Annotated in this window: 5 protein-coding genes; all 5 read left to right on the top strand. The window is 62.5% G+C overall.

Translation table 11 applies throughout. The annotated features are described in order from the left end of the window. Positions 1-988, top strand: a 988-nt coding sequence (locus tag U9R81_RS04415; RefSeq protein WP_322494308.1) for an MFS transporter, incomplete at its 5' end; no start/stop codon positions are given. Between the two features lie 21 nt (positions 989-1009). Further along, positions 1010-2182 (top strand): galactokinase, encoded by a 1173-nt coding sequence (galK, locus tag U9R81_RS04410; protein ID WP_322494307.1) that lies wholly within the window; start codon positions 1010-1012, stop codon positions 2180-2182. Next, entirely contained in the window at positions 2183-3136 is a 954-nt protein-coding gene (locus U9R81_RS04405; RefSeq protein ID WP_322494306.1) for an alpha/beta hydrolase, read from the top strand. Positions 3137-3270: 134 nt separating this feature from the next. Beyond that, the gene (locus U9R81_RS04400; protein ID WP_322494305.1) at positions 3271-3489 is read left to right on the top strand and encodes a hypothetical protein; all 219 of its coding nucleotides are present in this window, start codon (positions 3271-3273) and stop codon (positions 3487-3489) included. Between the two features lie 80 nt (positions 3490-3569). After that, positions 3570-3751 (top strand): hypothetical protein (locus U9R81_RS04395; RefSeq protein WP_322494304.1); only part of this gene is annotated, 182 nt, incomplete at its 3' end.

Raw genomic sequence — 3751 nt, 5'->3', positions numbered from 1 at the left:
GCCAGCCGCCGGCGAGCGTCCGCCGATCGATTACGCTGGCGCGGCGCTGCTGAGTGTAGGGGTGGTGTTGCTCTTGCTCGGCCTTGAGGCGCCGGCTTCGCTGGCCGGGATGGCGATGCTGAGCGCAGCGATCGCTACGCTCGCTTTGTTGGTCGTGGTCGAGCTGCGCGCACCGGCGCCGATCTTGCCGGTGCGGTTGTTGCGCGACCGCATGTTTGCCGTCGCTTGCGCGCACGGCATTCTGGCCGGCGGGGTCTTGTTCGGCAGTATGAATTATGTGCCGCTGTTTGTGCAGGGCGTGTTGGGGGCGAGCGCGACTGAGGCCGGTACAACGCTGACACCGATGATGCTGGGGTGGGTCTTTACCAGTGTGATCGGCGGCAGGCTATTGTTGCGGTATAGCTATCGCACGCTCACCATCGGCGGGATGGCGACCTTTGTGGTTGGCGCGTTCATGATGGCCCGCATCCGGCCCGATATGAGCCGGTTAGAACTGGCGATTGGGTTGGGACTGATGGGGATCGGGATGGGCGCGAGCATTCCGTCGTTCCTGATTGCGGTGCAGAGCACGGTGGCGCGCAATGTGTTGGGGGCGGCGACAGCCAGTTTGCAGTTTTCGCGCACGATTGGCGGCACCATTGGCGTGGCCGCGCTCGGCACGCTATTGACGAGCCGGTTAGCGGCGGAATTGGCGGCGCGCGGTTTGCAACCCGATGCTATTCCGGTTGATGCGCTGATCGGTGAGGGCGCAACCGCGGTGACGTTATCCGGCGAACCACGCCTCGCACTGGCTGCCGCGCTGGCCGCGGTCTTCACCGCGCCGCTGATCTTTGCGCTGGTGGCGCTAGCCGTGACCTTCCTTGCCCCGGCGCATAGCCCCGACGATCTGCGCCAGCAGCGCGCGCGCAATGATGAGGTTAGACCTACCCAGCTCGATGTTGTTGACGGCGCGGCGCAAAAAGGTGCTATACTCCGCAACAGGCATTGACGCCGCTGAGGAGTAATCGCTATGTTTGAATTATCTGCCCTCTACGCCGCATTTGAGCGGTATTTCGGCCAGCCTCCCACCCGGATTGCGCGCGCTCCCGGACGGGTGAATCTGATCGGCGAACATACCGACTACAACGACGGCTTCGTCTTTCCGATGGCGCTCGATCGGGCCACGTATGTCGCCGCCCGCCCGCGCGCTGATCGAATCGTGCGCGTGTTTAGCGTTAAATTCCGTGAAGAGGATCAGTTTGACCTCGACCAGATCGCGCGTGACGAGCAACGCCAGTGGGTCAATTACATTCGCGGGGTTGCCAAGGGATTGCTGGCTCGTGATCTGTCGTTGCGCGGGGCCGATCTCTTGATTGACAGTGATGTGCCCGCCGGTAGCGGACTCTCGTCTTCGGCGGCGTTGGAGGTGGCGGTTGGCTACACCTTCCAACTGCTCAACAATATCAATCTGCTCGGCGAAGAGCTGGCGTTGCTGGCCCAAGGCGCTGAGCATTCGTTCGTCGGCGTGAAGTGCGGGATTATGGATCAGTTGATCGCTGCGTTAGGCGAAGCTGGCCATGCGCTACTGATCGATTGTCGTGACCTGAGCTATCGCCCGGTACCGATTCCGGCTCACGTGCGAGTGGTGGTTTGCGATAGCGGTGTGCGCCACCGGTTGGCCGGTTCGGAGTACAACCAGCGCCGGGCCGGGTGCGAAGAGGCGGTGCGCTTGCTCAAGCCGGCCTTGGGCAAGATCCAAGCCCTGCGTGACGTGCGCTTGACCGATCTGGCCGAGTACGGCCATCTCTTGCCACCCGACCTGCTGCCCCTCGCGCGCCACGTCGTCAGTGAGAATGAGCGCACGCTCGCCGCCGCCGATGCGCTCGCCGCCGGTGATCTGGTCAAGATGGGCCAGTTGATGGTTGAATCGCACCATAGTCTGCGTGACGATTATCGAGTCAGCGTGCCTGAACTCGATACGCTGGTTGAGTTGGCGTTAGCTGCGCCGGGGTGTTACGGCAGCCGGATGACCGGCGGCGGCTTTGGCGGCAGCACGGTGTCGCTGGTGGAAGCCGATCGGGTAGATGAATTTGTCGCTGCGATGATCGCCGGCTACGCCATGCGCACCGGGCGCACCATGCAGCCGCTGGTCTGCACCGCCGGGGCCGGCGTCTCGTGTGGCTATGCCAGCGAGGAGGAATGAATGAAGGTCGGACGGCTCTTCACCCCGCTTTCGACCGCAGCAGTACCGTTGATCTACGGCCTGAGCCATCGCGCGCTGCTGCGGTTAGGCGCGACGAACCACGAACGGCGTTTGGCCGGAATTCGCGCCCATTACTATGCTATGCCGGCCCGTGGTGAAGGCAACCTGCCGGTGCTGCTCTTGCACGGCATCGCCGACCGCGCCCAAACGTGGTCGTTCGTGATGCGGCAGCTCACCGCGATCGGCCCGGTCTATGCGCTCGATCTGGCTGGGTTTGGCTTGAGCGGCTTTCCGCCCGGCCAGCGCTATGCCACCATCGAACAGCAGACGGCGTTGGTGCAGGCGATGATTCGCGAGGTGATTGGGCGACCAACCTTGATTGTAGGCAACTCGATGGGTGGCTGGATCGCGGTGCGAGTGGCGCTCGCCACGCCGGAACTGGTCGCCGGCATCGTCTTGCTGGCGCCGGGAGGAGCCATCTTGCGCGGACGCGAGTCGTGGGAGCCGTTCCTGCAGACGATCGAGCTGCCCGATGGGCGCACCGTGCGGAAAGTGCTGCGCCAGATGTATGGCCGCCCGCCCTTGCCGCTCTACGTTGCAGGTGAGGGGTTGCGTTCCATTTTCCGGCGCGACCCGGTGCGGCAATTCGTCGCCGCGCTCGACGAAAATGCGCTCTTGCGTCCGGAGGATCTGCGCGCGCTACGGGTGCCGGTGGCGATGATCTGGGGTGAAGACGATTATTTCATTCCGCGCGAATCACGCGATTTCTTCTGCGCCAATCTGCCGCAAGCGCGGGTCGTATTCTTGCCCCGTTGCGGCCACATGCCGCAACAACAACGCCCACGTGAAGTAGCGACCTTCATTCGCGATTTCGCCCGCGAGCTGGTCGTAGCCTCAACTCCACAACGCACCGGCGGGCACGAGACGGCGACGCCAAGCCAATCTGCCATCTGAGCATGTGACAAAACGCGGTATAATATCTGTCGTATACGTCTTGTTGAGCACAATAACCACCGCATCAAAAGCGGTGGTTCTTTGTCTGAAACCTGCCGTATGACCATATAATACCAGCATAGGAGCCGCCAACGATGATCCTCTCTGGCATTCGCGAAGCCGTGCTGCTTGAAGTGCAGCGGATTGATATTCACGGCACCATCTTCTACGACGTCACGTTCCACCACGAAGGCGAAACCCAAGCGATCCGGGCTCGGATTGGGGCCGAGAGCGTCTACCCGCATCCACAGGCAGGCGATCCGGTGCGAGTGAGTTACATTATGGGCGTGGTCACGCAGATCACGCCTCGCTAGACAAGACAACGAATGGTTAAACGAATAAACGAATGAGTGAGTGAAGGGCGTTTTGAGGTTTGTTGGCGGGTGAGTAATTGTTGCGCTGCTACGACCGTACCAGTGCCAGTGCGCGACCGCAGCGGGGAACGCCAACCAGTGCTGTGGTGATGGCCTGCGCTGCTACGACCGTACCAGTGCGCGACCGCGGCGGGGTCGCCAACCGGTGCTGTGGTGATGGCCTGCGCTGCTACGACCGCAACAAGGCGGGGCCACAGGGGGA

This window comes from Chloroflexus sp. (assembly GCF_034435895.1).
GTDB lineage: Bacteria > Chloroflexota > Chloroflexia > Chloroflexales > Chloroflexaceae > Chloroflexus.
This window is presented reverse-complemented; position numbering and strand designations above follow the sequence as displayed.

What these genes read in the sequence shown, in the direction of transcription:
- galK (WP_322494307.1), top strand. Translation starts at nt 1,010, where the DNA reads ATGTTTGAATTATCTGCCCTCTACGCCGCATTTGAGCGGTATTTCGGC.
- U9R81_RS04405 (WP_322494306.1), top strand. Translation starts at nt 2,183, where the DNA reads ATGAAGGTCGGACGGCTCTTCACCCCGCTTTCGACCGCAGCAGTACCG.
- U9R81_RS04400 (WP_322494305.1), top strand. Translation starts at nt 3,271, where the DNA reads ATGATCCTCTCTGGCATTCGCGAAGCCGTGCTGCTTGAAGTGCAGCGG.